Here is a 25,459-nt window from a genome sequence, read left to right on the forward strand (position 1 = left end):
GGGGCCGACATGACCACAGACTCCCCGATTGGTGCGGAAACCGCACCATTGGCCGATCAGGTTGTACTGAATGCTTTGCCCTATGCCGCAGTAATCTGCGACCGGAGCGGCAAGGTTTTGCAGTGTAACGACGCCATGGCGAACCTGATAAATGTTGCCCGCGACCGGATGATCGGGCGCAAGGCAGGTTTCCTGTCGCCCGGCCTTCTGAATGACATTGATGATGTGTTTGCATCGGGCCGGACCTGGCGCGGGGATATCGTGCTGGTCAATGCCAGCAATGACAGTCACGTCTGTGATCTGTCGATTGCACCGCTTGAGTATTTCCGCGACAACGAAACACGTACTGCGGTTCTGATGACGCTCTTGGAAAATGACAGGCAGCAACAGGCCGAACGCACCCTGATGGAACATAACCGCGAGCGGTCGGACGCCAACGCCTCGAAATCCGACTTTATCGCCAATATGGGCCATGAATTGAGAACCCCTCTTAACGCGATTATCGGCAATTCCGAGCTGATCGCCGAAGGCGTTCTGGGCAACCTTTCCGAAAGCTATCGCGATTGTGCCCGCGACGTCCATGAAGCCGGAACCCATTTGCTGGAACTTGTGAACAATGTTCTGGATGTTTCCAAACTGTCAAACGGCTCGATGGCGCTGCAAATGGCAGAGGATGATATTTGTTCCGTGACGCAGGAAGCTGCAAAGCTTGTCCGCGATGACATCAAGAAACGGCATCACAAACTGACTCTGAACTTGCCGGAAAAACCGCTGGTGATGCAGTGCGACCGGTTAAAGCTGAAACAGATTCTGATCAATATCCTGAGCAATGCTGCGAAATTCACCCCGGATGGCGGCGAAATTTCGGTAACATTGACCGCTTTGGACGATGAAATCTGCTTTGCCGTGCAGGACAACGGTGTCGGCATGAGCCCGAACGACATTCCCCGCGCCCTTGCCCGGTTCTCTCAATTGCATCCGTCCGGCGTCAAGGAAAGTGCGGGTACCGGCCTTGGCCTGCCACTGGCGAAGCTTCTGGTTGAATTGCACGGCGGGCGGCTAAGCATTGAAAGCGATCTCGGCAAGGGTACCACCGTGCGGATCACCCTGCCCCGCGTTTGAAAACTCAGCCTGTATGACGAAATGCCCGCCGATATTTCGCCGGGCATTTTGCATTACTGTGTGGCTGACTGGTTGATCTGATCGTGACGCAACCGGATTTCTTCGGGCCAGCGGCTTTTGATATAAGACAGCGAGGCAATGATTTCCTCGTCGGTCAAAACATCCTCGAACCCCGGCATGGCTGATTGATAGCCATCCCCGATCATTTTTGCCGGACCGTATTTGGTCAGCTCGAACAGCACTTCATCGGGATGATGCCATGTATGGCCGGTTTCATCATGGGGCGGTGCAGGCAGCAAACCATCGTCGCTCCGTTCTCGCCAGTTTGCTTCGCCCTTGAAATCGCGGCCATGGCAGGACGCACAATTGGCGTCATAGATTTTCTTGCCCATTGCAACCAGTTGCAGATCACCGGGTTGCAGGTGCACCTGCGTGCTGTCACTGGTCTTTCCGGTTCCATAAACGATCCCGGCAATTACGACGATTGCAGACACAACCCCACCGATGGCGAAAATTGATTTGTTTTTCACCGAACATCTTCCTTCTTTTAAATTGCGCAGGCTATCCCGCCAGATCGTTGATAATGGGACAATGAGGACGGTGATCTCCTTGGCATGCGTCAACCAGATGCGACAATGTCTTTTGCAGACTTTGCAATTCGGCGATCTTGCGTTCGATCTCGATCAGGTGTGTTTTGGCAATCTGCTTCACATCGGCCGATGCCCTATTGCGGTCCTCGTATAAGGACAGCAGAACACGGCAATCCTCGACCGAGAAACCAAGACCACGCGCACGCTGCAGGAATCGTAATTTGTGCAGATCATTATCACTGTAATCACGATATCCATTCTCCTGACGTCCCGGCTTTATCAGACCGATATCCTCGTAATAGCGGATGGTCTTTGCCGGAAGGCCGCTGTCGCGCGATGCATCGGATATGTTCATGATTTTTCTCCGCGTACTTTCCACCGGCGTAGCAACAACGAGTTACTGACCACCGAAACCGAGCTTAGGGCCATCGCGGCACCTGCAATCGCGGGGCTCAGGATACCGAACGCCGCCAAAGGCACGCCGATCACGTTGTAGCCAAAAGCCCAGAACAGGTTTTGTGCAATCTTGCGTCGTGTTGCAATTGATACATCAATTGCACCGGCGACAAGTACCGGATCGGATCGCATCAGGGTGATGCCCGCCGTTTCCATGGCAACATCGGTCCCCCCGCCCATGGCAATACCAACGTCGGCCGCCGCCAAGGCGGGTGCATCATTGATGCCATCACCGACCATTGCCACGTGACGGCCTGCCTTACGCAGTTTTTCGACCTCGCGCGCCTTGTCCTGCGGGCGAACGCGACCGCGTCCTTCTTCAAGGCCAAGCTGGACCGCGACATAAGATGCAACATCCTCGCCATCACCAGACAACATGATGCTATTGATTCCGCGCGCCTTCAGATCGGCAATCGCCTGCTTTGCCGAAGGACGGATGCGGTCTTCAAGTGTGATGAAACCAGCAAACTTGCCATCAATCGCAACCAGAATGACGGTTTGGCCGCGCCCTTCGTAATCGGCAATCTGGCGGCCAAGATCACTACCTGGCAATCCAATACCAAGATCGGCAAGCATTGCCTCATTGCCTATAACGACCTTGTGGTCTTCGACCTTTGCCTGAACACCGGCACCGGTTTTGCTGCCAAAATCAGTGATGTCAGGAATTTTAATTTCCTGTTTGCGTGCGGCATTGACGATTGCACGCGCCAGCGGATGTTCGCTTGCGGCCTGCACGGCGGCGACCATCCGCAGCAGTTCGGCTTCATCTGTGCCCTCTGCAGGTTTGATGTCTCGAACTGTTGGCGTGCCCTCGGTCAAAGTACCGGTTTTATCGAAAACCACGGTATCGACGTTATGGGCCTGTTCCAGTGCGTCAAAATTGCGGATCAGAATACCGCTTTTGGCTGCGGCACCGGTTCCGGCCACCAAAGCCGTCGGCGTCGCCAGGCCCAGCGCACAGGGACAGGCAATGACCAAAACCGAAACCGCGGCAACAATCGATGTTTCAATGCTTGCGCCGAAAAACAGCCACCCGCCGAAGGTAATCAAGGCAATTACGATAACCACCGGCACAAATATCCCGGAAACTTTGTCGACCAGTTTCTGAACCGGTGCCTTTCCGGTTTGAGCCTGTTCAACCAGCCGGATGATCCGTGACAGGGTTGTGTCTTCGCCGATTGCCGTCACTTCGATATCAAGCCGTCCGGTGCCATTGACCGCACCGCCGACAACCGTATCGCCGGATACACGCGCTACCGGGCGCGTTTCGCCGGTGATCAGGCTTTCATCCAGTTCACTTTCACCAGCCGAAACCCTGCCATCTACGGGAACCCGTTCGCCGGGCAGGACCCGAACGATGTCACCTATCACCAGTTCGACAATGTCGACCTCAATCTCGCCTCTAGCAGTATCGAGTTTGCGGGCACGGCGCGGCCGCAATGCCATCAGCTCACGAATGGCGGCCGACGCACCGCGTTTGGCACGCTCCTCCATGATCTTGCCGGCAAGGATCAGAGTAATGATCGCAGCCGATGCTTCGAAATAAAGATGCACCTGCCCGCCATGACCGACCACCAGCATGTTATAGAGGCTAAGAAAATAGGCGGCCGATGTACCAAGTGCGACCAGCACATCCATATTGGCACTGGCGTTGCGCAATGCCATCCATGCACCACGATAAAAGCGCCAACCAATCACGAACTGCACCGGGGTCGCCAGGGCCAGTTCGACCCAAGGGCTTAAATGAAAACCGACACCCAGATACATCCAGATCATCTGGGCCACCAGTGGTGCCGTCAGGATGATTGATGCCCCCAGCCACAGAAGCGATTTATCAAAACCCGCTTTGCCGGTATCTTGCTGCCTGTCGGCTTGGTGGTTGCGTGAAACCGCGTGATAGCCGGCTTTCTCAACGGCGGCGATGACATCGGCATCGTCGACCTGCCCGGGCAAGATACGGATATCGGCCCGTTCCAGTGCGAAATTGACACTGGCTTCGGTAACGCCGGACAATTTGCCCAATGCCTTTTCGACGCGAAGCGCGCAATTGGCGCAGGTCATGCCATCAATATCAAAAGACCGGCTTTCATCCGCCACGGAATAGCCTGCGGAACGAATAGTATCGGCCAGTTTTCCAACAGATGTCTGGTCGCGATCAAAGGTGATATGCGCAGAATTCAGCGCAAGGTTTACCTCGGACGATACACCGGGCAACTTGCCCAGCGCCTTTTCAATGCGCCCGACGCAGGATGCGCAGCTCATGCCATCGATTTGAAGGGTAACTTCATCTCGCACCCCCTTTCCTGCGGGTTTCGGTAAACCGGGTGCACCGTTGCCGACATTATCGGGGATACCGGCTTCTGATTGCCTGTCCATTTTGGTCACCATTCCATGGTCAATAACTTGATATGGGCAACCATAGACTTTCCAGCAACTGGAAGGTCAAGGATAAAACGATCACATGAATATTGCGTGTCGGATCAACGAACAAATGGCTGATAAAAAAGAAAAACCCCGGACAATGCCGGGGTTTTTGCCAAATGATTTTGCGTTCTCAGGCGTGCGGGTTCGGCTCGCCTACGGCACGGAACTGAATATAGTTGGGCAGCCCCATCATATCAATCAGGCGGATCTGCTGTTCCAGCCAATATGCGTGATCCTCTTCGCTGTCATCAAGCAGCGTGGTCAGCATATTGCGCGTCTGATAATCCTCTTCCTTCTCGGCGAGTTTGATCGCCTTTTTCAGAAGATCGATCACATGATATTCATGCTCAAGATCGTTTTTCATCATCTCGGGCACGGTTTTGCCGATCTTGATCGGGGTGCGTGACGCGGTATCGGGCACACCTTCAAGGAACAGAATGCGCTCAATAAGGCGTTTCGCGTGTTCGAGCTCTTCGTCCTTTTCATGATGCATACGGGCATAAAGCGCATGCAAACCCCAATCGAGATACATCTCGGCATGGGTGTTGTACTGGTCAGCGGCGGACAATTCAGCCGTAAGCTGCTTGTTCAGCGCGTCGATAACTTTCTTGTTACCCTTCATGGCGTAAAGCTCCTGAATTGTTAGTCGCCGTCGCCAGAACGGCTTTGAATATAATTCTGCATCCCGACATTCTCGATCTGCCACTGCTCGGTCTCGAGCCAGTCGACATGTTCTTCCTGATCTTCAAGGAATTTGACCAGAAGGTCGCGGGTAACGAAATCTTCGGCCTTTTCGCAAGCGGTAATCGCCTCGCGCAAAAGCGGCAGGCTTGCCAGCTCGAATTTAAGGTCGCAGGAAACGATTTCCTCGACATTCTCGCCGATCATAAGCTTGTTCAGATTTTGAAGATTGGGCAGGCCTTCAAGAAACAGGATACGTTCTATGCTGTCATCGGCACGTTTCATTTCCTTGATCGACAGCTTGTATTCGTATTCGCCCATTTCTTCGACGCCCCAGTCGCGCAACATACGGGCATGCAGGAAATACTGGTTAATCGCGGTCAACTGATTGGTCAGAACGCGATTAAGGAAACCGATGATCTTGGGATCACCTTTCATGGTGGCACTCCTGATGATTGGGCTAAACAAATAGTGGGATCCACCACCCTGTTTTTCAAGTAAAAACGGCGACTTTGATTACCATTATCAATAATTTAGCCCGATTTTTTCATAAATTCTGCTTAAACCCGTACAAGTAAAAATCATTCGCGCAGACACCGCTGCGAATGAAAATCGGTCCACATGTTTGCGGGTATTTTTCCGTTTTTCGATCAATCTTTGCGCCCCATTTGCACGTACGAGTCGCAAACCACACTTTCTCTGTCGGAGTTCACCCAAAAATGTCTGACTTCAGATCAATCCGTTTCGTTCTGGGTGATCAGCTATCTCCGTCACTGACGAGCTTGCGGGATGCTGATCCTGATCACGACGTGATTGTCATGGCCGAACCGGCAAGCGAGGCGACCTATGTCGGCCATCACCGCCAAAAGATCGTATTCATTCTGTCTGCCATGCGGCATTTCGCAGATGGTCTGCGCGCACGCGGTTTCAAGGTTTGCTATTTCGATTACCGGAATAATCCGACGCAAAGCTTTACCGATGCCCTGAAACTGGCCTTGGAAGAATATTTGGTTGATCAGGTAGTGATAACCGCTCCCGGTGAATGGCGCGTCCTTCGTGAAATCCAAACATGGGCCTATAAATTTGGCATCACACTCGATATCCGCGACGATGATCGATTCTTCGCTCCGCTTTCGACATTTTCCGAATTTGCCGAAAACCGCAAGGAGCTCCGCATGGAGTACTTCTATCGGCAACTTCGGCGTTCGACCGGTATCCTGATGGAACCGGATGGCAAGCCGGTTGGTAAACAATGGAACTTTGATCACGACAATCGCAAACGCCTGCCTGATGATCACACATCACCACCCCCGGTAACCTTCAAACCCGATGCGATAACGCAATCGCTGCTGGATCGTGTGGCAACGGACTTCCCGAATGCCAGTGGCAGCGAAGCAAATTTCGGCTGGGCGGTAACACGCAAAGACGCCCTTAAAGTTCTCGATCACTTCATCACACATCGACTGCCACTTTTTGGCGACTATCAGGACGCCATGACCGTCAAAAGCAGCACCGTTTATCATGCGCTTCTAAGCGGCTACATCAATATTGGTCTTTTGCTGCCCGATGAAGTCTGCCGGGCGGCTGAAAAAGCCTACAAGGCTGGTAACGCACCGCTTAACGCAACAGAAGGCTTCATTCGTCAGATTCTTGGCTGGCGTGAATATGTACGCGGGCTTTACTGGTTTATGGGTCCCGATTACGGCACGGATAACCACCTTGATGCCACTCGCCCCCTGCCCGGATTTTTCTGGGATGGCGATGTCGCCATGAATTGTCTGCATCATGCGATTACCGAAACGCTCGACAATGCCTATGCTCATCACATCCAGCGACTGATGGTGATTGGCAACTTTGCGCTTCTCACCGGACTTGATCCGAAGGGAGTCTGTGAATGGTATCTGGCGGTTTACATTGATGCGTTTGAATGGGTCGAACTTCCCAATACATTTGGCATGGCGCTTTATGCCGACGGCGGAAAAATGGCATCAAAGCCCTATGCCGCAAGCGGAAAATACATCAACCGGATGTCTGATTACTGCGTGGGCTGCCGATACAGCCCCCATAAGAACATAGGGCCCGATGCATGCCCCTTTAACGCGCTTTACTGGCATTTTCTGGACCGCAACAGCGATAAACTCGGTAAAAATCCGCGCCTTGGTATGCCTTATCGCAACTGGTCACGCATGAATGACAACAGTAAAACGGCACTGATCAAACAGGCCGAACATTTCCTGACCCGGATGGATGATGGAACAATCCCAGAGCCATCGCATCAGCGAAGCCTGTGGTAGACCCGTTTGCCAGCAAAACATTGGCATCTTCAGAAAACAGAAAAACAAAAAGCCGGACGATTTGCCCGGCTTCTGCTTACACAGCGGCCTATAAACTGGCGCTGTCGAAATTTATTCTGGCTTAGGCGATCGCGTCACGAGCAGCTTTGCGCGCGACATCTTTAATCTGCCAGTGAGAAATTCCGACATCATCCAGGTCACGCTTGTCGAGATTGTAGAGTTCATTCGCAACAGAGCGTGCATAGGCCCAACGGCGAACAGCAACGAGAATACTGGACAAGAACATGTTGAACCTCCTTGGGTTAAGAAAAAGAACGCTAGCCTGCGGAGCTTCCGCTTTTATCCGGCGCATTCAGCACTTCACTTTCTGCAATGCAATATGCCTGTAAGTACTACATCTCTCAACCACCAAAGAATGCATATCATCTATTCCAAAACGTCACAATTGAATGGGTTCAACTCCCAAACTTATGGAGTCAGCAAACGTTAAAATCGAACCAAATCATATATTTCAGGTCCCGACATTCATGCGGCGATGCAATATAATCACATAAGACATATCTGATCATTCGACCTAAAGCGCCTCCTTTGCGCATGGATTGTCTGCCAATTGGTCGCGCACGCCTGTTGCCAATTCAAAGAACTGTTCCCTTACAGCACCAGCATACGGATTGGCATTTTCAATCGCCCAGAAAACACCAGGCGCGTCATAACGGACCATTTCAGTAGCCTGGACCAGTAAATCAAAACTTGCTGTTGTCATGCGTGCTGGCAATGGGCCCATCTGTACCAGAACCTTGGCAATCAAGTGTGTCACGCCCTGCACGACCGCCGCCTCGCGGTCATGTGCCTCCGGGGTGACAACAAATACCTTAAGGCCCAGAACGTGGCGTAGAAATGCACCAACCCGGCGGAATTGACGTCCCCGAACCGGGCATATCGCGATCTTGAGTCCTGAAATGCCAGCCCGTGCGCTTTGCGGTCCAAATAACGGATGAGTTCCAATAATATCGACATGATCGGGAAGCCCTTCGAGCATCATGCGCGCCGGTTCCATTTTAACGGACCCCACATCCAGAATAATGGCTCCCGCACGCACATGCGGTGAAATGGTCGCGATTACCGATCTCATTGCCGTTACCGGGACGGCCAAAATGACGATGTCGCATTGTGCAACCGTCACAACATCCGCCGCCCGCAAATTTAATTCCAAAGCAGACGCAGATACGGCATCTGCATTGATGTCATGTACAAAAAGCGCGAAATGATCCATCAGATGCCGGGCTGTCAAACGCCCAAGGGCACCAAACCCGAAAATCCCGATGGTCGGGTGATCCGGAAATAAAAAAGGCATCGCCTAGTCTCCAAAGAGCTGCGATGCCGGTGCCTGTCCTTATAAAATCAACCGCCGACGACGCAGCGGTTGAACATAGAAAAACGCTCCCGCCTTATGTGGCAGGGCCGTAATAGAAATCAGCAAACAGGCAAATAACGTTTTCCATGGCAGCAATTAATAATACCAAACCGTCCTATGTCAAGGCATCTGGTATAGAGCAGCACAGTAACGCCTCTCACGCTCTCGCAGAGGTTTTCGCGCCTTCTCCGGATACGAGCCCAAACTACATACAACGAATTCAAATTGCACCGGCACGCCTTTTCCAAGCTGTTACAAATACGGACATAGTTCATTCAGTTGTGCGTCATTGGAATAACTGTCTTGCAGCGAAATACGCTAATTTCCCTTGCTGCCATGCAATATAATTAAAAGCTAACACGCTATTTTTGTAACAGTTTGTTTCAGTTCGCATTCTGGAAACGCCTTGTTACAGTTTTGTGAGTGCAAAGGGTCCCCCTTCGCAGCATGTTGTCGCTGCAATTGGTTTAAAGCCAGGGAGGAAACCTAAATGAATCTGCGCAAAACCATTCTCGCCACCGGTGTGGCGTTCTCTGCTCTCGCGACTGCAAGCTTTGCACATGCCGAACCGACTGCCGAAGTCCTGCATTGGTGGACATCGGGCGGTGAAGCCAAAGCCGTCGCGGCTCTTAAAGAAGATTTCGAAGCAAATGGCGGCAAATGGGTTGATAGCCCGGTTGCCGGTGGTGGCGGTGACGCCGCCATGACCGTATTGCGTTCACGCGTTCTTTCGGGCGATGCCCCGGCAGCCGTTCAGCTTAAAGGCCCGGCGATCCAGGATTGGGCCGAACAGGGTGCGCTTGCTGATCTTAATGACGTTGCTGAAGCAGAAGGCTGGGACAAAGTTATCCCGCCAGCAATTCAGACCGTGATGCAGTATGACGGCGATTATGTTGCTGTTCCGGTAAACATTCACCGTGTTGACTGGATCTGGGCAAACCCGGAACTGCTGGCCAAAGTTGGCGCCACCGAAGCGCCGAAAACCTGGGACGAATTCAATGCCCTTGCAGATAAGCTGAAAGCAGCTGGCATCACGCCAGTCGCCCATGGTGGTCAGCCGTGGCAGGACGCAACGGTCTTCGAAACCGTCGTTCTGGGCCTTGGCGGCGCTGAATTCTACCAGCAGGCACTTGTCGATCTGGACGAAGACGCGCTTAAATCCGACACGATGAAAGCCGTGTTCGACCAGATGCGCAAAATCCGCGGTTATGTCGATGCCGACTTCCCGGGCCGCGACTGGAACCTTGCAACCGCAATGGTCATGAATGGCGATGCCGCCATGCAGATCATGGGTGACTGGGCAAAAGGCGAATTCCTTGCTGCCGGTAAAGTCCCGGGCAAAGACTTCATCTGCTCGGCAACTCCGTCTGACCACGGCTATCTGTTCAACGTTGACAGCTTTGCCATGTTCAACGTTTCCGGTGACGACAAGGTCGAAGGCCAGAAACTGCTTGCAGAACTGATCGTTGGCGAGAAATTCCAGGAAACCTTCAACCTGCTCAAAGGCTCGATCCCTGCACGTCTTGGCGTTCCGCTCGATAAATTCGACGATTGTGCGAAGAAGTCCGAGGCTGACCTTCTGGCTGCCCAGGATGCAGACGGCTTCCTTCCGTCGATGGCACACGGCATGGCGCTTCGCGGTCACCTTTCGGGTGCGATCATTGACGTCGTAACCGCTCACTTCAACTCCGACATGTCGTCCGACGAGGCAGTCTCGCGTCTGGTCGAAGCTGTTGAACTGGCCAAAGACTAATCTCATCTGACCTGTACAGTCACTATGGCTGACAACGCGCCGGCCCCGGAAATATCCGGGGCCGGATTCCCGCTACTTTAATTATTTGAGGCAAAGGGTATGGGGGCTTCTTCAAGCACCGAAAGCAACCTGACGGCCAGCATCCAGCGTCATCTGTCCAAGATCGTTGTTGCGCCGTCCTTTGCTGCGTCTCTGTTTTTCGTCTACGGATTCATCTTGTGGACGGGCTATATGGCGTTCTCGAAATCGCGCATGCTTCCGGTCTGGGACTGGGCCGGTCTGCGGCAATACGAACGTCTGTGGCAAATGGAACGCTGGCATGTTGCCATCGAGAACCTGCTGATTTTCGGCGGTCTCTTTATTGTTATCTGCCTGTTTCTTGGCTGCCTGCTTGCGGTTCTTCTGGATCAGCGCATTCGTGCAGAAGGCGTGCTTCGCACAATTTTCCTTTATCCGATGGCCCTGTCCTTCATCGTGACCGGTACCGTCTGGAAATGGCTTCTCAATCCGGGCCTTGGCCTTGAAAGCATGATGCATGATCTTGGCTGGACCAGTTTCAAATTCGACTGGCTGGTCAATTCGGACATGGCGATCTATACCGTCGTGATCGCAGCCGTCTGGCAGGCATCGGGTTTTGTGATGGCAATGTTCCTTGCGGCATTGCGCGGTGTCGATCAGGACATCATTCGCGCAGCCTACATGGATGGTGCCAGCCTGCCCCGTATCTATTTCGGCATTATCATTCCGTCGATCCGTCCGGTTTTCCTAAGTGCCATTGTCGTTCTGGCCCATCTGGCCGTTAAAAGCTTCGACCTTGTCATTGCACTTACCGGCGGCGGACCGGGCTATTCGTCCGATCTTCCGGCAACCTTCATGTACACGATGGCCTTCCAGCGCAACCAGCTGGGTGTTGGTGCCGCAAGTGCCATGATGATGCTGGCGACCGTTATGGCGATCATTGTGCCGTATCTGTATTCCGAACTGCGCGGAGGCAAGAAAAATGGCTGATATTCAGCATTACAGCCATGACGCAGGCTGGAAACATACCATACTGCGCGGGTTGCTATATCTCGTTCTGATCCTGTTCGCCGCCTACTATCTGTTCCCTCTTTTCGTGATGATTTCGACCTCGTTGAAGTCGCTTGATGAGATTCGAGAGGGCTCGCTCATTTCGCTGCCGCGCGTCATCACGTTCGATGCATGGACCTATGCGTGGAACGAGGCCTGTGTCGGCGTTGAATGTTCGGGGATCAAAATTTACTTCTGGAACTCGGTCAAAATGGCGGTTCCGGCGGTTCTGATTTCGACATTCCTTGGTGCGATCAACGGATATGCCCTGACTAAATGGCGTTTTAAAGGGGCGAATATCGTCTTTGCCCTGCTGCTGTTTGGTTGCTTCATTCCGTTCCAGGTCGTGCTGCTGCCGATGTCACAGGTTCTGGGGTCACTTGGCCTTGCCAGCTCGACCACCGGTCTTGTTCTTGTGCATGTCGTGTACGGCCTGTGCTTCACCACCCTGTTCTTCCGCAATTACTACGTTTCGATCCCAGATGAACTGGTGAAGGCAGCCACCATCGACGGCGCAGGTTTCTTCACCATTTTCTGGCGTATCATTCTGCCGATTTCGACACCGATCATCGTGGTGTCGGTCATCTGGCAGTTTACCCAGATCTGGAATGACTTCCTTTTCGGTGCCTCGTTCGCTTCGGGCGATAGCGCACCGATGACTGTCGCACTCAACAATATCGTCAACACCACAACCGGCGTGAAACAGTACAATGTCGATATGGCCACGGCCCTGCTGACCGGCCTGCCGACGCTACTTGTTTATGTTCTGGCCGGAAAATACTTCGTCCGCGGCCTGACCGCCGGTTCGGTGAAGGGATAAGCAAATGGCATCACTCACCCTTGATAAAGTTCGCAAGGCCTTCGGTCCTGTCGAGGTTCTCAAAGAAATCAATATTGCGATTGAAGACGGCGAGTTCCTGGTTCTGGTCGGCCCGTCGGGTTGCGGCAAATCCACCCTTCTGAACCTGATTGCAGGTCTGGAAGGTTCCAGCGACGGGGAAATCCGCATCGGTGATCGCGTGATCAACGATGTCCACCCCAAGGACCGCAACATCGCGATGGTGTTCCAGTCCTACGCGCTTTATCCGAATATGACTGTGCGCAAGAACATCACATTTGGTCTTGAAATCCGTGGCGTTTCGGCAGCAGAACGCGACAAGGCTGTCGCCGATGTCGCCAAACTGCTGCAGATCGAAGCCCTGCTGGATCGCAAGCCTTCCCAGCTTTCGGGTGGTCAGCGTCAGCGCGTTGCGATGGGCCGTGCGCTTGTCCGCGATCCGGACATATTCCTGTTTGACGAACCTTTGTCGAACCTTGATGCCAAGCTGCGCGTCGATATGCGTACCGAAATCAAGAAACTGCATCAGCGTCTGGGTGCCACCATCGTTTACGTGACGCATGATCAGATCGAAGCCATGACCCTTGCCTCGCGCATTGCGGTTATGAAAGACGGCATCCTGCAGCAATTCGATACGCCGCAGAACATCTATGAACGCCCGAACAACATCTTTGTTGCCGGCTTCATCGGTTCGCCGTCGATGAACTTCATCAACGCAACCCTGATCAATGACAACGGCAATCTGGCCATATCGATCAAACGCGATAACGACCCGATCATTCTGCCGCTGAAAGATGCTCCGGAAAGCTATCAGAGCTATGTGGGTAAAGATGTCGTTTTCGGCATCCGTCCGGAAGGTTTGACTCACAAGCGTACCGGTTCTGATGAACCGGGCAGCCAGTATGTCAATTTCGACTGCAAGGTCGAAGTTATTGAACCTACCGGTGCTGACACCATGACCGTTGTCGAAATCGGCGGGAAGGAAATCGTTGCACGTGTACGGCCTGACCGGGCACCACAACCGGGCGAGATCATGACATTCTCGGCCGACATGTCTCAGATCAGTCTGTTTGATCCGGTAACGGAACTTCGGATCTGATCTGATCGGCGGGTGGTTCTGGGGGCCACCCGCCGTTCTTGTACTGATAAGACTCTTAAAAATGGCCCGGAATTCCCGGGCCTTTTTGACTCAGACTTTGTCGACGCGCCGCGGCAATACAATTGTGACTTCCAACCCGCGTCGGGGCAGATTGCGTAATCGTATCGTCCCGTCATGGGCATCGATGACCGTTTTCACAATCGATAGTCCAAGGCCGCTCCCCCCTGTGGTGCGTGCACGTGATCCTTCGACGCGAAAGAACGGCAGGAAAACATCTTCCTGATATTCCTCGGCAATACCGGGTCCCTCGTCCCGGATGGAAACCAGAACCATATCGGCCGTCGCATCCAGACTGACATAGGCGCGATAGCCGTATTTCAAGGCATTCTCGATCAGGTTGGTGAAGGCACGTTTTAGTGTTCCCGGCCGACAGGTCAGACGGATGCTGCGCTTGTCACCAAATGAATGGGCCTCGTCCCCGCCGCCAAAAACCGTATGTACCGAACTGAAACGAAGCGGTTGCGGTCCCTCGAAACTTACCGGACGGCCAAGATCGGCATAATCGTCACAAATAGCTTGGAGAACCGATGTAAAATCGACGGTGCGTTCATCTTCCTTGTGAATCCAATCCCCCAGGAAATCGAGCGCATCATTTAAAAGCCCGTCCATTTCATCAAGATCGCGCAATACGGTTTCGCGCAATTCTTCATTGTCGATAAATTCTGCACGCAGACGCAGGCGCGTGCTGGGCGTACGCAAATCGTGTGAAATTGCGGCCAGCATACGGGTTCTGTCACCCAGCATCCGCGAAATCCGCTCGCGCAATCCATTATAAGCCGCCGCCATTGAACGGGCCTCTGTCGGTCCGCGCTCCTCCACCGGGGGGCCTTCAACTTCGTCGCCCTGGCGAATAATTGCCTCGGTCAGATTTTTAAAGGGGCCTGCCAGCAGATCAGCCAAAGCGGCAAACACAGCCAAAACGGCAACAACCCCAACCAGAAAGATCAGAAACACCATGGATGGCGATGCATAGTCGGACCACAGAACAGGATGGGACAGCAGCATTCGCATGCCGGAAGGCAACGTGACCTCGATACGTGCTTCAAGTCCCTGCCGGGCTATTTCTCGCGAAAGTCCGGCAAAAAACAGACTGGGATTTTCAGCAGTTTCAATCAGGTCGCGCTGTTCTGAACCAAGGCGACCACGACGAAAATGGACCTTTACCGATGTCGGCCAGCCTGTATCGGCCAGACGTGCAGGCATTGCGATATGTTGTGCCGGGCGCGAAAACATCAGGATGGTGCCGATATCATCGGCTGGCAGCACACGAAGGGAAAGCCCGTCACGCGCGGCTATATCAACAATATTCCCCTGTAATTCAGGGCTTTCGGCGATCAGGATCAACTCGCGGATGGTAAAACCAAGCGTGTAGGCCCGGCTGATCCGCTCGCTGCGTTCGATGATGTATTTCGAGGCAATCGAACTGATCCCGGCGATAATGACCCCGCCGACCATCATAATCATAAAGATGCGCCCGCCCAGCGTGCGGGGCTTGAACCGCCGCATATATTCGCAAAACGCACCAGTCTGATCTGCCATGGATCGAATTCCTAGACGGTCCTCGTATCGGCACAAAACTGATAGCCAATGCCGCGCACAGTTTTGATCAGTTTTGGGTTTTTGGCATCTTTTTCAATTTTACGACGCAGGCGACTGATCTGGATATCGATACTGCGGTCAAACGGGATCGAGCTTTGACCGCGCACGATATCGACAAGCTGTTCACGCGACAGCGCACGCTTGTTATGCTTGACCAGTGCCAGCAACAGCGAAAATTCCCCGGTCGACAAATGCACCGCCACATCGTCAAGATCGCGCAATTCACGTGATCCGATATCGAGCGTCCAGTCGGCAAACAGGATTTTCTGGGTTTTGGTTTCTTCGTGATGGACCTGTGTCACGGTACCAGTTTCAAAACGGCGGAACACAGCCCGAATACGGGCCAGCAATTCGCGCGGATTGAACGGCTTGGTCAAATAGTCATCCGCCCCCAGTTCAAGACCAAGAATACGGTCCGTATCCTCGCCCACCGCGGTCAGCATGACAATCGGCACCTTGGAATTGCGGCGCACATCGCGGCAGAGCGCAAAGCCATCCTCGCCGGGCAACATGATATCAAGGATCACCAGATCAATATTCCAGTCACGAAGCGCACGATGCATTTCCGCCCCATCGGAAACGGTGGTAATGCGAAACCCGTGCTGGAGCAGGAATTTTTTCAGGAGCTTCTGGATTTCCTGATCGTCATCGACAACCAGAATATGGGGTTCACGTCGCGTACTCAGTCTCCGCCTCCCTTCGGTCGACAGGCCCGTGACCGGGCTGTGGCGCGGAGTTTAGTGCATATCGTTACAGGATTGAACCATTTTACCAAGCACCGGACATAATTGAAAAAGCCGAGGACAAAATCCCCGGCTTTTCAGGTAAAATCTCTTTATATACAGCAGCTTAAAAACCTATTTAAGGTCATAAACTTTTGTACTGCCCGATACTTCGCTTGCCACAATCAGCATGGCATTGCCGGTGGGGCTATCCTTTGCTTCGACAAACAACATACCTTCCGGGGCAAGTTCGCCTGCGGTGTCTGCTTCCGGATTGCCGGAAAAACGACGATCTGAATGATAGGTGACAAATTGCGGATTAGTCGGATTGGTCAGATCATAGACCATAAATCCGCCCTGACGTTCCAGACCGATAAAGGCATAAGGTGTGCCATTAACGTAGCCCGTTGCCAGACCTTCGGGTTCCGGACCCTTGTCATCCGAACGGTCATCGCGGCTATAGTTTTCGGTGTTTGATGCGTTGAAAACTCTCCCGTAATTGGCCGCCATGAACTGTTCGAACTTGTCGCCACTGTCAAAGACCATGTCGCCATTCGCATTCAGGACCGAGAACGAACGTGCACCATAGCTGTAGATCACATCGAAATCGCCATCGCCGTCCGTATCGCCCTGCGCAGTGGTTGTTTTCAAGCGCCCAAGGTTTTCATCTTTTTGCAGGGTTGCGGCATTCGGGAAGGCGACCGGATCAAGGGTCAGTTTTCCGACGCGGGTTTCTTCGCTGTAACCGTCATAGTCGCGTGAGTCGCCTTCGTTTGCCGTCAGGACCCATGTTTTGCCGCCGATTTCAATCGCATCGATCGTGTCTGGCATATACATGCCCATTACCGGCCATGTGCGAATATTGATTTTACCGTCCTTGTCACTGGCATCGAATGCGTTGACTGAATGGTCCTTGAAACCCAGTCCGGCAATGCGGATCACACTGGCGGTTTCAACATCGATGATTGCCACCGCGTTATTTTCCTGAAGCGAAACATAAGCCGTTTTGCTGTCTTTCGAGACGGCGATATATTCCGGTTCGACATCCTGCGCCACGGTCGACGTCCCCGGGTTTGATGTCCGCATGCCATAAGGCAGGTCCGCATCATTCAGGAAGCCGAAGTTTACCGTACGAACATCGGCATCTGACAGATCGGCAAGATTTCCCGATACCGGGATAATCGAAACACTCCCTTCCGGGTCATTGTCGAATGCGTCGTTCGGCTCGCCTTCGTTCGCGACCAGGACGTGCTTACCATCCGGAGTAAACTTGATCATGTCGGGCAATGCACCGACCGCAACGGCAGCGATGAAATCGCCATCGGTGTTAAGGAACAAAGCCTTACCCGGCGACTGTTTGTCTTCATTTTCGACCGCGACGGCAACGATGTTACCATGAATGGCAACGCTATTTGCTGCCTTGCCCCAGGTCGCAAGCTTGATCGCGCCAAGTTTGGCAAGTTTGTGCGGGTTCGACATATCGAGGATATCGATTGCCTTTTCACCGCCGTTCACGACGAAAATACGTTTGCCCACAACGTCATAAGCCGGGATTTCTGCCGCCCCCTCGTCAAAAAGGCCAGTGCGGTATTCACCCATTGGCACAATCGACAGCGGTTTGGCTGCCGGTGATGCCGTATCGACCGTCATGGCCATATTGTTGGAATGGGTCGCCGCACCGCAAGCACCGAGAAGCACAGACATCGCAACAGTCGCCATTAAAGAATAACGCATAAAATCCCCTGATAACGGTTTGAATGAGGCAAATAACCTGATGATAACGCGTAACGGTTTGATGACGCTGCGATGACATTTTCATAAATATCGGACAGCCTGGAATGCTCCAAACTGCATCTGCCCGCGTAAGAAAATAAACCTCGATAATTTTCAGGCAGGAACAGAAAAGATGGCCGCAATCAATATCGCCATTATCGGTGCAGGAATGGCTGGCTTAAAGGCAGCTGCGACCCTTCACAGGAGCGGCGTCAACATAACGGTCTTTGAAAAGAGCCGCGGTACGGGCGGACGTCTGGCGACACGACGCACCAATGTTGGCAATTTCAATCACGGTGCGCAATATGTCACGGCCCTCCATCCTGACTTTAAAGCGTTCCTGCAACAGGCAGAAAACCGGAAAGCAGCCCAGAACTGGAACCCCAACCTGCACCGCAGAGAATCTCCGCATCTGGATATGCCGTTGCGATCAATAGCAGACGGTAATGCCGCCAAAGATATCTGGTATCAGGGCGCACCCCAGATGAACAAACTGATCACCCCGCTTCTGGAACCGTTTGAAATCCGCAAACAACACCGCATTACCCGTATCGATACCGCCGGACCGCGCAGTTTTGTCCTTCATGACGATATGGATGGTGAATTTGGCCCGTTTGACGGTTTGATCGTGACTGCACCGGCACCACAATCAGCAGAATTGTTGCAACCGCTTGCGCCACGGTTTGATGCAATTGCCGATGTTGAAATGGCCCCGTGCTGGGCTGTAATGATCGCCTTTGCCAAACCGTTACCAACAGCATTTGACGCCATGATTCATCCCGATCCGGCCATAAGCTGGGCAGCGCGCAGTGGCAACCATCATCATCTGATCCATAAACCATCACCGGACCTTTGGGTTTTGCATGCAAGTCCCGAATGGTCCCGCGATAACCTTGAAGAGGATAAAGAACGCATCGCATCCCGGTTGCTTGATAAACTACGCGCGGCAAGTGGTGCCAAGCTTTCCGATGTGATTTCGATAGACGCCCATCGCTGGCGATATGCCAGAACAATCATGCCGCTTGGCAAAAGCCATCTTGGCGGAATGAACGGACGGGTTATTGCCGCAGGTGACTGGTGCCTTGGCGCAAGGGTAGAAACCGCATGGTGCAGCGGAAAATGCGCAGCACACGCCCTGATCGAAACACTGATCGGGTGATCGAATGGCGCGGAATGCCAACGGAAAAAGGCCTGAAAAGGCGAACCTGCCCTACAAGATGTGCGTGACCTGTAACCGGCCCTTCGCGTGGCGACGCAAATGGCGCGATTGTTGGGATGGTGTCAAATATTGCTCTGTCCGCTGCCGGGATCAGCGCACATATAACAAAGATGAAGGGCCGCGCCAGACAAACTAACGTCGCCCTATAGATCCCGTCTTGCTTAGGGCAGCCTAACCGCGAAGTGCGTGCAACTGACTGATAAGGCCGGCCGTCGAAGCATCGCGCGCATCGGTCGCCTCATTCCCCTGCACCATCGGCAGCAATTCCTTGGCAAGCTGTTTGCCAAGTTCGACCCCCCACTGGTCATAGGAATTGACGTTCCAGATGATCCCCTGAACAAAGATTTTATGTTCATACATCGCAACCAGCCGCCCCAGTGTAAAGGGATCAAGCTGTTTATACAGGATCATGGTGCTGGGTTTATTCCCGACAAAGACCTTTTGCGGTGCCAGCACGTCAATTTCTGCTGCGGACAGGTTGCCACCGGCAAGCTCGTCACGGACTTCGGTCTCGGTCTTGCCGCGCATCAATGCTTCGGCCTGTGCAAAGCAGTTGGCAATCAGCTTGTCGTGGTGGCTTGCCAACGGATGCAGCGCGTTGGCCGCAACGATGAAATCAACCGGGATCAGTTCCGTACCCTGATGGATCAGCTGATAAAAGGCATGCTGGCCATTGGTGCCGGGTTCACCCCAGATGATCGGGCCGGTTTCATAATAGATCGGCTTGCCATCGCGGGTGACTGATTTGCCGTTGCTCTCCATATCGGCCTGCTGCAAGTAGGCAGGCAAGCGCGAAAGATGCTGGTCATAAGGCAGTATTGCCTGACTGGAGGTCCCCAGAATATTGCGATACCACACCCCGATCAGGGCCAGTGTCACCGGAATGTTGCGCTCAAGCGGGGCTGAACGGAAATGATTATCCATCGCCTGTGCACCACGGAGCAATTCTTCAAACTTCTCGTAACCAACCGCCAAAATGATCGGCAATCCAATCGCCGACCAAAGGCTGTACCGCCCGCCGACCCAGTCCCAGAAACCAAACGCATTATCGGTATCAATGCCGAATTCAGCGACCTTGTCCAAGGCAGTCGATACCGCGACGAAATGCTTGGCAACTGCACCCTCGTCTTTCAGCAAACCCACCAGCCAGTCGCGCGCAGAATAGGCATTGGTCAGGGTTTCGTCGGTGGTGAAGGTTTTGGATGCAATGATGAAAAGCGTCGTTTCCGCATCAAGATCTTTCAACGTATCAACGATATGCGCGCCATCGACGTTGGAAACGAAATGGCAGCGAATGCCTTCGATATGATACGGACGGAGTGCCTCGTTCACCATGACCGGGCCGAGATCAGAACCGCCAATACCGATATTGACCACGTCGGTGATCGCCTTGCCGGTATGGCCCTTCCAGTCACCGGTATGCACGCGCGCGGCAAAGCGCTTCATGCGTGCCAAGACTTCCTTGACGTCAGGCATGACGTCCTTGCCATCAACCATCACCGGATTACCATCGAGATTGCGAAGTGCCGTATGAAGAACAGCACGATTTTCGGTGACATTGATCCGGTCACCGGCAAACATCCGTTCTCGCCAGCTTTCGACATTGGCGCATTCCGCCAATTCGCGTAATGCGGACATCACATCATCGGTGATCAGGTTTTTCGAATAATCGACAAACAGATCATCCTGCGAGACATGAAAACGCGCAAACCGCGCCGGATCATCGGCAAAGGCCTTGCGCAAATTAAGGTTCTTGGAAACTTCCGCGCCCAGTCGATCCAGCTTTTCCCAGCAGGTCGTCAGATTTTCTGTGGACATTCCACCCTCGACTTCAAACAGATAGCAAACAATATCGACGTCATGTCAAAACACTAACATGCCGATATGACCATTTGTGGGACAGTTTGTGGGACATTTTGATGGCAATCCGGCGGGAACAGGATTGCCATCGCACGGATATTAACCGGGTAATCCGTTCGCAGAAAGAAATTCCGAAACCTGCGCCTCGGTCGGCAGGGCGGCAATCGCGCCTCGTTTGGTTGCGGTAATGGCCCCGACCGCATTGGCAAAGCGACAGGCGGCTTCGACCTTTTCCGCGGATTTCAGCAATTCCGGATCTTTGAGCAATCGTGACAGGAAGCCTGCGGTAAACCCGTCCCCTGCCCCGGTCGCATCAACTGCCGCGACCTTGAACGGTTTGGCCGAACCTTGGAAATCGGGGGTAAAGAACCGGCTGCCTTTCGGGCCCGACGTCACGATCATCAGTTTCCAGTGATCGCACCACAGTTCACGCACGCCAGCTTCAAGATCATCCTTGCCGGTGATAAAGGCGACTTCGTCGTCGGAGATTTTCACAACGTCCGCCTTTGTAATCGCAAGACGCAGCATATCACGGGCAGCATCGGCACTGGGCCAAAGCGGCAGGCGAAGGTTGGGGTCGCATGAAATGATCGCGCCGTTTTCACGTGCAATATCTATGGCCGCAAGCGTCGCCGCACGCGGATCGTCATCAATCATGCAAAGCGTGCCATAGTGAAACAGCGCGCAACCTTTCAGCATATCCTGATCCAGATCGGACGGGGATAACAGCATATCCGCCGATGGACTGCGATAGAATGAAAACTCGCGTTCGCCATCTGCACGCAACGAAACAAAAGCAAGCCCGGTCAGAGCCTCCTTGGTCAGCACAATGCCAGATGTATCGACATTGTCGGCTTTGAGCGTATCGACCAGAAAATGGCCGAATGCATCATCGCCAAGCTTGCCGATAAAGCCCGTTTCAATACCCAACCGCTGTAACCCCACAGCCACATTGCCCGGCGCACCGCCTGCGGCCTTGGCAAAGGCCGGAGCATCGGCAAGGCCGGTACCGGTTACGGTCGGAACAAAATCGATCAGCAACTCCCCAAGGCAAACTGCTTTTGCGCTCATAGCGTTTCTCCGTTTATATCGCCCGGCAACCGGGTTGCGGGTATTATCATTTGCTGTGGGACGCGACGTTTTTAAATCGATTCAATTAATCAGGCAAAGGAAAAGCCACTTCGCGAACAAAGTGGCTTAATCCAGCATATCTATGGCACATTCAGGCCGCTTTTCCCATTGCGACTTCACGCGCACGACCAAGTGACGTCATCCATTCCTCGAAATGATCGTCATGCTCAAGCTGATAACGATAATGCCGATTAAGTGCGGACACCAGCCTGCCGTTCCTGCCCAACAAATCGTCTGCAAATGTGATCATTCGTGAATTCGGCCAGGCAATCGGGCGGATGATGCGGAGGGTTGCAAAAAGCTCATCTTCGTTCGCATCGGGCTGGGTCTGCGCCATCAGGGTCAGCATCGCCGCCGTAGAACGTGACACGCCCATATGGCAATGCACCAGCAAATGGCCGTCCTTACGGGCATCGACCGTGTTTTTGAGCCCCTCGCCAAAGGCAAGAACCTCTTCGACATGGGTGACCGTTGGTGCCATCTGCCCCGGCAGTTCCTCGATAATATCGTGGAAGCGCAGAATGGTACGTTCATGCGGCGCATATGTCGCAAAGGCATCCGGATCCGGACGTTCCGGATCAAGGACGGAAAGCACATGCGAAACCGATCGGGTCTGATGGGTTGGCAATTCATCAATGCCACAAATCGTCAAAAGCGAAATTGAAACCGGTTTCATGTCTTTCCTCCAATACACTGATTAAGCGCAATAACATCACAGCAGCACCGAAAAGCAAAGGGCCGGTATTATTAAAAATACCGGCCCTTTTTGAATTCTTTGTGCTGCGCAATTATGGCTTTCGGTTTACCGCATGGATGTTCAGCATTTCCCACGCAATCGTCGCACCGGCAAGCGATGTGATATCTGAAACGTCATAAGGCGGGGAAACTTCGACCACATCCGACCCGATCAGGTTGATCCCGCCCGCAAGACCGCGCAGGATCGAAACCGCCTGATGGCTGGTCAATCCGCCCAAAACCGGCGTACCGGTGCCCGGGGCATAGCACGGATCAAGCCCGTCGATATCAAAGGTGATATAGGCGTGATTTTCACCGACCACGTCCTTGATTTTGGCAACGACCTGATCAATCGACATCGCCTGCACATCCGGCCCGTAAAGGATGTTGTATCCGTGAGTCGATTCATTGTGCGTACGGATCCCGACCTGAATGGATTTCGACGCGTCAACAATGCCGTTCTTCGCCGCATGCCAGAACATGGTGCCATGATCAATGCGATCACCATCGTCTTCCCATGTGTCGGAATGGGCGTCGAACTGAATAAGCGATATACCCTTGCCGTACTTTTCGGCATGGGCCTTCAGGATTGGATAACTGATGAAATGGTCGCCACCAATCGTCAGCATTTTCACCCCGGAACTAACGATATCGCGTGCGTGATCCTCGATCATCTCGGGGATTTTATGCGGATAACCAGGATCAATCACCATATCGCCGTAATCAATCACGGCCAGTTCGCCAAAGATATCGCGCCCGGACGGGAAATGCGGTGCCCATGCAAGATTTACCGACGCACGGCGGACACCCTGCGGGCCAAGGCGCGTACCGGGGCGGCTTGACGTTGCAAGATCGTAGGGAATACCCGTTACCGCAACATCAATACCGTTCAGATCCCGGCTATATTTGCGACGCATGAATGACAGCGCGCCGGAATACATCGGCTCACTGGTATTCTGATGCACGGATTTTGCAGTAAAAGCGTTGTCGCCGCCTTTGGTATCAATAACCCCGGTACTGCTCATAATTCGTTCCCTTGTCCTTTCCGAACCTCAGGCGTCGCCCAGTGCAATCCAGGTCGACTTGATTTCACAATATTTGTCCATCGCGTGCAGCGAACGGTCGCGACCGGTGCCCGACTGCTTGTAACCGCCAAACGGCATGGTGATGGATCCACCGTCCCAGCAATTGACCCAGACAAGACCGGCACGCAGCTTTTTCGCCGCCAGATGCGCCTTGTTGATATCGCGCGTCCAAACGGCTGCGGCAAGTCCATATGGCGTATCATTCGCCGTCTGAACAGCCTCTTTCCAATCCTTGACCGAAATCACCGACAAAACCGGGCCAAAGATTTCTTCCTTGGCGATTGTCATGTTGTTTTTAACCGCATCAAACACGGTTGGTTCGATATAATATCCACCTGACTCGGTACGTGCGCGCTTGCCACCGGTGCAAAGTTTTGCGCCCTCTGCCGCGCCTTTTTCAATATAGCCGAGAACACGGTTCATCTGATTTTCATCGACAATCGCGCCCATCTGGCTATTGGGGTCCAGCGGGTCACCCGGCTGCATTTTTCTACCGGCGCCAACCACTTTCTCGATGAATTCGTCCTTGATGCTTTCTTCGACAATCAGGCGCGAACCAGCGGTGCAAACCTCGCCCTGATTATAGAAAATGCCGCCTGCTGCGGCTTCTGCCGCCGCGTCCATGTCCGGACAGTCAGCCAGAACGATGTTCGGACTTTTGCCGCCACATTCCAGCCAGACGCGTTTCATGTTCGACTGACCGGAATATTGCAGGAACAGTTTGCCCACCTCGCCCGAGCCGGTAAAGGTCACGCAATCGACATCAGGATGCAGGCCAAGCGCCTTGCCAGCCGTCGGTCCAAAGCCAGGCAGAACGTTCAAAACACCGGCCGGAATGCCCGCCTCGACCGCCAGTTCCGCGACACGTATTGCGGTCAGTGGCGATTGTTCGGCAGGTTTAAGAATGATCGAATTGCCCATCGCCAATGCGGGGCCAAGCTTCCAGACCGCCATCATCAGCGGGAAGTTCCACGGCACGACCGCGGCAACCACGCCCAGCGGTTCACGCGTGATCATGCCGATTGCGCGTGCTTCGCCCGGTGAAATCTCGTCATAAATCTTGTCAATCGCCTCGGCGTACCAGCGGATGCATTTATAAGAGAGCGGAATGTCATCACCGACCGCCAAGCTGATCGGTTTGCCCATATCAAGACTTTCAAGCAGCGCCAGTTCGGCGGCATGCTTTTCCATCAGATCCGCAAACTTCATCATGACAGCCTTGCGCTTGCCCGGGGACGCTTCCGACCAACTGCCTTTTTCAAAGACCGCACGTGCGGACTGCACCGCACGATTGACATCTTCAACATCACATTCGGCAACCTTGGTCAAAACCCTACCGTCGCGCGGGCTGATGCAATCAAATGTTTTGCCTGATGCCGCATCGACATAGACGCCATTGATAAAGGCCTTATTGCGGATTGTCAGGCTGGCGGCCTGGGCACTCAGCTGTTCGAAATTCAACTGGTTTGTCATCGGAAATCCTCCTGACGGATCGCGCGTTCTGTTTGTTCCGCGCTGTATTCAAACATGATGATT

The 25,459-nt window shown here is 53.3% G+C and carries 23 protein-coding genes; 8 read left to right on the plus strand and 15 right to left on the minus strand.

The window, feature by feature from the left end; all coding sequences use genetic code 11:
- Positions 1-9: 9 nt before the first annotated feature.
- Positions 10-1,122, plus strand: coding sequence for an ATP-binding protein (locus LG297_RS10870; RefSeq protein ID WP_404426910.1), 1,113 nt, complete (start codon positions 10-12; stop codon positions 1,120-1,122).
- Positions 1,123-1,175: 53 nt separating this feature from the next.
- On the opposite strand, the gene LG297_RS10875 is transcribed toward LG297_RS10870, so the two are convergent.
- The 5 genes from LG297_RS10875 to bfr (LG297_RS10895) all read right to left on the minus strand — a co-directional run bounded on the left by LG297_RS10875 (position 1,176) and on the right by bfr (LG297_RS10895) (position 5,711).
- Entirely contained in the window at positions 1,176-1,652 is a 477-nt protein-coding gene (locus tag LG297_RS10875; protein ID WP_404426911.1) for a c-type cytochrome, read from the minus strand.
- 31 nt (positions 1,653-1,683) lie between these two features.
- The gene (gene cueR, locus LG297_RS10880) at positions 1,684-2,067 is read right to left on the minus strand and encodes a Cu(I)-responsive transcriptional regulator (RefSeq protein WP_404426912.1); all 384 of its coding nucleotides are present in this window, start codon (positions 2,065-2,067) and stop codon (positions 1,684-1,686) included.
- Complete coding sequence (locus LG297_RS10885; protein WP_404426913.1) at positions 2,064-4,544, minus strand: heavy metal translocating P-type ATPase; 2,481 nt, start codon at positions 4,542-4,544, stop codon at positions 2,064-2,066. The genes cueR and LG297_RS10885 overlap by 4 nt, the downstream gene beginning before the upstream one ends.
- 178 nt (positions 4,545-4,722) lie before the next feature.
- On the minus strand, positions 4,723-5,214 hold the full coding sequence (gene bfr, locus LG297_RS10890) for a bacterioferritin (protein ID WP_404426914.1): 492 nt from the start codon (positions 5,212-5,214) through the stop codon (positions 4,723-4,725).
- A gap of 20 nt (positions 5,215-5,234) precedes the next feature.
- Positions 5,235-5,711 (minus strand): bacterioferritin, encoded by a 477-nt coding sequence (gene bfr / locus LG297_RS10895; RefSeq protein ID WP_404426915.1) that lies wholly within the window; start codon positions 5,709-5,711, stop codon positions 5,235-5,237.
- 281 nt (positions 5,712-5,992) lie between these two features.
- Between bfr (LG297_RS10895) and LG297_RS10900 the strand changes: the two genes are divergently transcribed.
- On the plus strand, positions 5,993-7,567 hold the full coding sequence (locus LG297_RS10900) for a cryptochrome/photolyase family protein (protein WP_404426916.1): 1,575 nt from the start codon (positions 5,993-5,995) through the stop codon (positions 7,565-7,567).
- A gap of 121 nt (positions 7,568-7,688) precedes the next feature.
- Here the strand turns inward: LG297_RS10900 and LG297_RS10905 are convergent, their stop codons facing one another.
- On the minus strand, positions 7,689-7,853 hold the full coding sequence (locus LG297_RS10905) for a DUF1127 domain-containing protein (protein WP_007089389.1): 165 nt from the start codon (positions 7,851-7,853) through the stop codon (positions 7,689-7,691).
- Positions 7,854-8,141: 288 nt separating this feature from the next.
- Positions 8,142-8,921: a prephenate dehydrogenase/arogenate dehydrogenase family protein gene (locus tag LG297_RS10910; RefSeq protein ID WP_404420148.1), complete on the minus strand. Its 780-nt coding sequence runs from the start codon at positions 8,919-8,921 to the stop codon at positions 8,142-8,144.
- Between the two features lie 550 nt (positions 8,922-9,471).
- Between LG297_RS10910 and LG297_RS10915 the strand changes: the two genes are divergently transcribed.
- The 4 genes from LG297_RS10915 to LG297_RS10930 all read left to right on the plus strand — a co-directional run bounded on the left by LG297_RS10915 (position 9,472) and on the right by LG297_RS10930 (position 13,739).
- Positions 9,472-10,734, plus strand: a complete 1,263-nt coding sequence (locus tag LG297_RS10915) for an ABC transporter substrate-binding protein (RefSeq protein ID WP_404420149.1) — start codon at positions 9,472-9,474, stop codon at positions 10,732-10,734.
- A gap of 99 nt (positions 10,735-10,833) precedes the next feature.
- A complete protein-coding gene (locus LG297_RS10920) occupies positions 10,834-11,742 on the plus strand; it encodes a carbohydrate ABC transporter permease (protein WP_007089386.1) in 909 nt (302 codons plus the stop codon).
- Positions 11,735-12,622, plus strand: coding sequence for a carbohydrate ABC transporter permease (locus tag LG297_RS10925; RefSeq protein WP_404420150.1), 888 nt, complete (start codon positions 11,735-11,737; stop codon positions 12,620-12,622). Before LG297_RS10920 ends, LG297_RS10925 begins: the two co-directional genes overlap by 8 nt.
- Before the next feature lie 4 nt (positions 12,623-12,626).
- A complete protein-coding gene (locus LG297_RS10930; protein ID WP_404420151.1) occupies positions 12,627-13,739 on the plus strand; it encodes an ABC transporter ATP-binding protein in 1,113 nt (370 codons plus the stop codon).
- 90 nt (positions 13,740-13,829) lie between these two features.
- On the opposite strand, the gene LG297_RS10935 is transcribed toward LG297_RS10930, so the two are convergent.
- From LG297_RS10935 to LG297_RS10945, 3 genes are all read right to left on the minus strand, one after another.
- Positions 13,830-15,338 (minus strand): ATP-binding protein, encoded by a 1,509-nt coding sequence (locus tag LG297_RS10935; RefSeq protein ID WP_404420152.1) that lies wholly within the window; start codon positions 15,336-15,338, stop codon positions 13,830-13,832.
- Positions 15,339-15,349: 11 nt separating this feature from the next.
- Positions 15,350-16,021, minus strand: coding sequence for a response regulator (locus LG297_RS10940; RefSeq protein WP_404426950.1), 672 nt, complete (start codon positions 16,019-16,021; stop codon positions 15,350-15,352).
- Positions 16,022-16,255: 234 nt separating this feature from the next.
- The gene (locus tag LG297_RS10945) at positions 16,256-17,854 is read right to left on the minus strand and encodes a choice-of-anchor I family protein (RefSeq protein WP_404420153.1); all 1,599 of its coding nucleotides are present in this window, start codon (positions 17,852-17,854) and stop codon (positions 16,256-16,258) included.
- A 172-nt stretch (positions 17,855-18,026) separates the two neighbouring features.
- Between LG297_RS10945 and LG297_RS10950 the strand changes: the two genes are divergently transcribed.
- Positions 18,027-19,052 carry an NAD(P)/FAD-dependent oxidoreductase gene (locus tag LG297_RS10950; RefSeq protein ID WP_404420154.1) on the plus strand — a complete coding sequence of 342 codons (1,026 nt, stop codon included), beginning with the start codon at positions 18,027-18,029 and terminating at the stop codon, positions 19,050-19,052.
- A gap of 4 nt (positions 19,053-19,056) precedes the next feature.
- On the plus strand, positions 19,057-19,248 hold the full coding sequence (locus tag LG297_RS10955; RefSeq protein WP_404420155.1) for a DUF2256 domain-containing protein: 192 nt from the start codon (positions 19,057-19,059) through the stop codon (positions 19,246-19,248).
- A 35-nt stretch (positions 19,249-19,283) separates the two neighbouring features.
- On the opposite strand, the gene pgi is transcribed toward LG297_RS10955, so the two are convergent.
- The 5 genes from pgi to LG297_RS10980 form a co-directional block, all read right to left on the minus strand.
- Entirely contained in the window at positions 19,284-20,930 is a 1,647-nt protein-coding gene (gene pgi, locus LG297_RS10960; protein ID WP_404420156.1) for a glucose-6-phosphate isomerase, read from the minus strand.
- A 141-nt stretch (positions 20,931-21,071) separates the two neighbouring features.
- Positions 21,072-22,043, minus strand: a complete 972-nt coding sequence (locus LG297_RS10965; RefSeq protein WP_404420157.1) for a PfkB family carbohydrate kinase — start codon at positions 22,041-22,043, stop codon at positions 21,072-21,074.
- A gap of 151 nt (positions 22,044-22,194) precedes the next feature.
- A complete protein-coding gene (locus LG297_RS10970; protein WP_404420158.1) occupies positions 22,195-22,779 on the minus strand; it encodes a tyrosine phosphatase family protein in 585 nt (194 codons plus the stop codon).
- A 112-nt stretch (positions 22,780-22,891) separates the two neighbouring features.
- Positions 22,892-23,863: an agmatinase gene (gene speB, locus LG297_RS10975; RefSeq protein ID WP_404420159.1), complete on the minus strand. Its 972-nt coding sequence runs from the start codon at positions 23,861-23,863 to the stop codon at positions 22,892-22,894.
- Between the two features lie 27 nt (positions 23,864-23,890).
- Positions 23,891-25,396 carry an aldehyde dehydrogenase gene (locus tag LG297_RS10980; protein WP_404420160.1) on the minus strand — a complete coding sequence of 502 codons (1,506 nt, stop codon included), beginning with the start codon at positions 25,394-25,396 and terminating at the stop codon, positions 23,891-23,893.
- Positions 25,397-25,459: the final 63 nt, after the last annotated feature.

This window comes from Thalassospira australica, from assembly GCF_044790785.1.
In the GTDB taxonomy this organism is placed as follows: Bacteria; Pseudomonadota; Alphaproteobacteria; order Rhodospirillales; family Thalassospiraceae; genus Thalassospira; species Thalassospira australica_A.

Bases quoted from the DNA above. Each gene is read 5' to 3' on its own strand.
- LG297_RS10870 (WP_404426910.1), top strand. From the start codon at position 10: ATGACCACAGACTCCCCGATTGGTGCGGAAACCGCACCATTGGCCGAT.
- cueR (WP_404426912.1), bottom strand. From the start codon at position 2,067: ATGAACATATCCGATGCATCGCGCGACAGCGGCCTTCCGGCAAAGACC.
- LG297_RS10885 (WP_404426913.1), bottom strand. From the start codon at position 4,544: ATGGACAGGCAATCAGAAGCCGGTATCCCCGATAATGTCGGCAACGGT.
- bfr (WP_404426914.1), bottom strand. From the start codon at position 5,214: ATGAAGGGTAACAAGAAAGTTATCGACGCGCTGAACAAGCAGCTTACG.
- bfr (WP_404426915.1), bottom strand. From the start codon at position 5,711: ATGAAAGGTGATCCCAAGATCATCGGTTTCCTTAATCGCGTTCTGACC.
- LG297_RS10900 (WP_404426916.1), top strand. From the start codon at position 5,993: ATGTCTGACTTCAGATCAATCCGTTTCGTTCTGGGTGATCAGCTATCT.
- LG297_RS10905 (WP_007089389.1), bottom strand. From the start codon at position 7,853: ATGTTCTTGTCCAGTATTCTCGTTGCTGTTCGCCGTTGGGCCTATGCA.
- LG297_RS10910 (WP_404420148.1), bottom strand. From the start codon at position 8,921: ATGCCTTTTTTATTTCCGGATCACCCGACCATCGGGATTTTCGGGTTT.
- LG297_RS10915 (WP_404420149.1), top strand. From the start codon at position 9,472: ATGAATCTGCGCAAAACCATTCTCGCCACCGGTGTGGCGTTCTCTGCT.
- LG297_RS10920 (WP_007089386.1), top strand. From the start codon at position 10,834: ATGGGGGCTTCTTCAAGCACCGAAAGCAACCTGACGGCCAGCATCCAG.
- LG297_RS10925 (WP_404420150.1), top strand. From the start codon at position 11,735: ATGGCTGATATTCAGCATTACAGCCATGACGCAGGCTGGAAACATACC.
- LG297_RS10930 (WP_404420151.1), top strand. From the start codon at position 12,627: ATGGCATCACTCACCCTTGATAAAGTTCGCAAGGCCTTCGGTCCTGTC.
- LG297_RS10935 (WP_404420152.1), bottom strand. From the start codon at position 15,338: ATGGCAGATCAGACTGGTGCGTTTTGCGAATATATGCGGCGGTTCAAG.
- LG297_RS10945 (WP_404420153.1), bottom strand. From the start codon at position 17,854: ATGCGTTATTCTTTAATGGCGACTGTTGCGATGTCTGTGCTTCTCGGT.
- LG297_RS10950 (WP_404420154.1), top strand. From the start codon at position 18,027: ATGGCCGCAATCAATATCGCCATTATCGGTGCAGGAATGGCTGGCTTA.
- LG297_RS10955 (WP_404420155.1), top strand. From the start codon at position 19,057: ATGGCGCGGAATGCCAACGGAAAAAGGCCTGAAAAGGCGAACCTGCCC.
- pgi (WP_404420156.1), bottom strand. From the start codon at position 20,930: ATGTCCACAGAAAATCTGACGACCTGCTGGGAAAAGCTGGATCGACTG.
- LG297_RS10965 (WP_404420157.1), bottom strand. From the start codon at position 22,043: ATGAGCGCAAAAGCAGTTTGCCTTGGGGAGTTGCTGATCGATTTTGTT.
- LG297_RS10970 (WP_404420158.1), bottom strand. From the start codon at position 22,779: ATGAAACCGGTTTCAATTTCGCTTTTGACGATTTGTGGCATTGATGAA.
- speB (WP_404420159.1), bottom strand. From the start codon at position 23,863: ATGAGCAGTACCGGGGTTATTGATACCAAAGGCGGCGACAACGCTTTT.
- LG297_RS10980 (WP_404420160.1), bottom strand. From the start codon at position 25,396: ATGACAAACCAGTTGAATTTCGAACAGCTGAGTGCCCAGGCCGCCAGC.